Here is a 4,437-nt window from a genome sequence, read left to right as displayed (position 1 = left end):
AACCGTGGTGCGGGCCGACGCGTGGATTGAATCCGGCCGACATGAGGAAGGTGCGAGCGAAGGCTCACGTCTGTGGTGCAGCACTGACGTCGTGCGTGCGTACCTGGAGGCCCGCGACGCCGACCTGATGTGGCTGGTGTGCCTGCGCCGCCACGACGGAGGACACGGCAGAGAGCGTAGCCGCTACTGGCATACCACCGCTGTCATTCGGATGAGTGCCTCGCTCGAGGTGAGTTACACGACGGGCCGGTCGAACGAAATGGAGAAGTCGGAGTGCTAGCGTGCTTCCGGCGGTAGGGCGCGTCAGCGGATGGGACAGCCGCGCACTTGCCATGGTTGCCATACGCTGGCCCCCGCATGGGAGCACGGGCAAGGTCAGCTCGTCGGGCCGGAATTCCGCTTGGTGCTGGTCAGCGTGAGTAGGCCCGCGACGACTGACAGACCGAAACTTCTGCACTGCCACCAATCGCGTCGGCGTCGCGAATGGCAGAAGAGGGTCGGATGTAGCCGGTCGCGAAGGGCTGCTTCAAAGCGCGCCACTCTGGACGCCTGGTACTTGGTGGTGACCCCGGCATGGCATCGTTCTTGTTCCTACCACTACCTATCGCTCCGCGCCCGAGGCGTGGTGTGTGCCAGTGCATGATCTCATAGATCGACAGCGCGTCCCGGCCGTAACGCTGCCTGTCCAAGGCAATGAATGGGACTTAGGTGGCCAAGGCATCTACCAGCGCTTACGGTGGCGATCTGTGACGCCGGTTCGCGGGTTGACAGGACCGGATCCGAACACTTACCGTAAAGTCGAACCGCTTTGCAAACGGCAAACACAGTCAACGGTAGATGGAGACAAACGTGAGTCATGCCACGCTAAAAATCGCGCGTGTGAACCCAGCGTCGATTGCCAAGGCCGGGCTGATGGCCGGTGCGGCTGTCCTAGCCGCCGGCTCAGCGCAGGCCGAGGTGCTTACGTTCGAGTTGAACGAAGACCTTGCCCTGGGCGAGTCGTTCGCCCTGCCTGGAATTCCCGGCATCAATTTTCTGCACGCCTCCAGTTCGGTCGCTTCCGCATCGAAGCTCATCGTCAACGTCTTGGCGCCGTCCGAGTTCGCGACGAACGATTCCCAGTTCGGCTTCGGTCCCGGCTCGATCATCGGTCCGGGGACGCCTTTCTTGACTGACGTGGGCATCACCTTCCCGTCGGGTAACCCCGATCGCGGTTCCTTTTACGGGTTTTCGTTCGAAAGCGAGCCGGCGGTGAAACGCTACGGCTGGGTCGAGGTGTCGGTCCGACCCGTCCCTGGGCAGATCGTCATCTGGGGTTTCGGCTACGAGACCACACCGGGTCTGGGGGTCACCACGCCCGTACCGGAACCTGACTCGCTGGCGCTGTTGGCGGCAGGCTCGCTGGTCGTGGCAGGTGCCGCGGCGCGACGCCGTCGCCGCTCGACGTCAGGTGTGAACAGCTGATCCTGCGGGATCGGTCCGGCGGGCTGGTCGTGGCCAGGCCTGGAGGCCAGACGGTGGTGCGTCCAGTTCGCCCGGAGGAAATCGCTGCGTCGTGTTCACGCACCTTGGCGACGAGGTCATCCACCGTTTCCCAATGCGGCCGTCGGAACAGGCTCGCGAGCTGCGCAACGTCGGCTTTGCTGAATTCGTAGTCCAGATGCAGTTCGGGCTGGGGCTTGGCCATGTCCTTCGGACGCGGAGCGTAGAAATCGCTCCCGTAGTAGTCCTTCTCCTTCCGGGCCGCGAAGCTCGATCGATTCACGCGCTGCAGTTTCTGAACCCGTGCCTTAGACAGACGTAACTTGCCTGCGTTCACACATGCCAGCAGTGCCTGCGACGCGAAATGCCGCCGAAGCACGTGGCGTTCGACAGCGTCCGACGCGATCGCTTCGAGAAAATCGGCCTGCCGAGCAACCACCACGGGCGCCTCTAGTGCGATGCGCGCCATTGCGATGAGCAACCAGAGCTGGGCGTGCTGGTAGAAGAACGGCAACTCCGGCGCCTGGAAGGGGACCGCGTCGCGGCGCTGATACTTTGCAACGACGCCATCCAGCACCTCGGCACGTCCGAGTCGGACCGCCGTGCGAAGGCTATGGGCAGCGAACCACCGCTGCCGGGTCACGGGCGAACCGAGCTGGAACCAGGTGATTGCCGAGATGGCCTCGACCGCATCCCCGGTAAAGGTCATCGCGTCCTGCCACGCCCCGTCCTCCGTGTTGGACGCGAGCTTCGCCGGCCCGCTCTGCAGCAGGCGCGTCAGCGCAGCCTCGCCCACGCCGGGCGAAGCCTTTTCGTTGAACTCCGCAGCGAAGTTGAGCCACACCGAGGCCGGTACTGGCATCTTGGGACGGGTGAACTCGCGGATGAGGAGCATCAGCACGTCGCGGCGCTCCAGACCACAGATGTCCTCGAGGGCGCGGACGTGTGAGCCCGACAGGTAGTCGAAGGAAATGTATTCGCGTGCATTCACCCTTGCGATTACCGGTGCGCATGCCTTGAGCGCGTCGGCTACGGCGAGCGAGGAGCCGATCCATTGTTCCTTGCAGGTGCGCAGCTCCCGTTCTTTTTCGTACAGGTCCAACATCTCGAGCCGCGCGACCAGCGCGAGATAGGCAGGCCAATGCTTGAACGCCACCTTCGCTCGCAACGCATCGAGGACATCGCCCGAGAAGCGCATGTTCCGGAGCTGCGTGCTGGCCGCATCGATGACGCGCCCCACCGCGACCTCATCGAGCGGATCGGTCCCCGCGGCGATCTGCAGAACGTGCGCCTTCGCCTTGTTCTGCTCGTCTTCCCAGGTTCGAGGCGCGGCGTCGGCTCCGGGCGTGCGCCAGTTGGCACGCCTGTTGTGGTCATCGCGCTTGACCTCTATCCGATCCGCCGCCGCGTCCAGGTACTGCCGCTGCCATGCGTCTTGGCCCAGCACCGCGCCGGCAAAGCGGGCGAGTGCGCGGGGCGTTTCCGATCCCAGTGAACCAGGGTTGTTCTGCAGGTATTGCGCGACGAGCTCGGTGGCCACGGCGGGCACGCGTGCGGACGGTTTGGATTCGAGAGTGGCGACCAGCTGCGTGGTCCCGCACACGTAGAGCTCGGCTGGATTCGACAGTCGCAGAAGCGTCAGGGCGAGCTCGGCGTCAAGCTTGTCGTCCTCCAGCAATGCCCGCACGTACGGCAACAGCGTGTAGTCCAACGAGATTCGCCCGCGGTCCTGCCACCGCGCCAGCCTTGCAAGCCCGGTCACACCGGATACCCGGCTCATCGCGGCGCCGTAGGAACCCCAGCCGAACTTCCGCTCCTCACCCAGGTTGAGCTCGCAGATGTTGGACAAGGTGTGGCTCTCGCGCTGCCTGAGACCTTCGCCGGTCAGCGCGCCGGCGAAGTGCATTAGCCCATCGACGAAGTGATAGTCGCCCGAGCCGATCGCGTCCATCTGCTCAAGCCCTTTCCGGAAATACGCGACCGCTTCGGCAGGGCTGGCCAACGCGATCGCCTGCCCGAGTCGCGCGAAGTGTGCGGCACGATCGGTGACATCGTGCTCCTTCTCGGTGGCCGCGCTCGCCTTAATCGCGAGCGTGCCGGCCATGGCATGGAACGCCGGACGAGACGCCAGCAATGCGACGAGCCCGATCAGGCTCGACAAGGTCGTAGCGTCCGGTTCGCTGGCCGCTTCGATGTGTGCCGCGACTTCGCCCGCAGGAAATGAGTCGTTCGCCGCAAGAGCCAACGCCAGCAAGCGCTCGACAACCGTGTTGTGCTGCCGTTGCGCCGAGCGGCCGCCTGAGTCGTAATCGTCGCTGTTGCGCAGCGTGATCCAGCCGGCCGTCAGTGGCGCCAAGCTAGGTGCCGCGGAATCAGAACCGACAACGGCCTGTGCGAAGTCACGCGCGATATCGAGCCAGCGCGGCATTCGCTCCTTGAGGAATTGCACAGCCGATGCGTGGTGGCTGTACTCGTGGCGCGCGTCTTTCTTCGCCTCTCGGGCGGCCTTGGCCTTCGCCTCGTAGTCCGCATCAAGTGCCTCCCTGAGCGCGGTGAGGAACTCCGCTTCCGTCAGACTCGGAGTCAAGGTCGCAGCGAGCTCGGCCAGTTCGCGCGGCAGCAGGTCGCGGGGACCAATCGGGGTGCCGGACGCGCAGCAGGCGAAGACCTGCCGGGCAATGTATGTGGCGACCTCACCGACCCAGTACGACGAGTCCATGAACACGTGCAGGTTCGGCTGCACCAAGGGCAGTGCCGCGAGGATCGCGGTAGCCTGGGCGGGCATCCCCAACCGCACCGCCTTCGCCGCGGCCTCCACCATGCCCTGTACCAACGGGCGTTCGTCGGGTCGGTAGTGATCTCGAAGCTTCACCGGGCCGTCCGCCATGCATGCCGCCGCGAGCGACTCGAGCTGAGCGCGTTGCTGCTCCGGGCTGCCGGCGGCGTAACGAATCG

General features: G+C 64.9%; 3 protein-coding genes. 2 read left to right on the top strand and 1 reads right to left on the bottom strand.

What is annotated here, in order from left to right; translation table 11 throughout:
• Together AC30N0_RS10355 and AC30N0_RS10350 are read left to right on the top strand one after the other, a co-directional pair.
• Positions 1-280: hypothetical protein (locus AC30N0_RS10355; RefSeq protein ID WP_489517836.1), on the top strand; the 280-nt coding region annotated here is incomplete at its 5' end.
• Between the two features lie 569 nt (positions 281-849).
• Positions 850-1,464, top strand: a complete 615-nt coding sequence (locus tag AC30N0_RS10350) for a PEP-CTERM sorting domain-containing protein (RefSeq protein ID WP_489517835.1) — start codon at positions 850-852, stop codon at positions 1,462-1,464.
• Here AC30N0_RS10350 and AC30N0_RS10345 read toward each other — a convergent pair.
• Positions 1,349-4,437: hypothetical protein (locus AC30N0_RS10345; protein WP_489517834.1), on the bottom strand; the 3,089-nt coding region annotated here is incomplete at its 5' end. The genes AC30N0_RS10350 and AC30N0_RS10345 overlap by 116 nt on opposite strands.

The organism is Rhizobacter sp. (assembly GCF_031412495.1).
In the GTDB taxonomy this organism is placed as follows: Bacteria; Pseudomonadota; Gammaproteobacteria; order Burkholderiales; family Burkholderiaceae_C; genus Schlegelella_A.
Note: the sequence above shows the minus strand (reverse complement) of the source record. Positions and strands in the feature narration are given on the sequence as shown.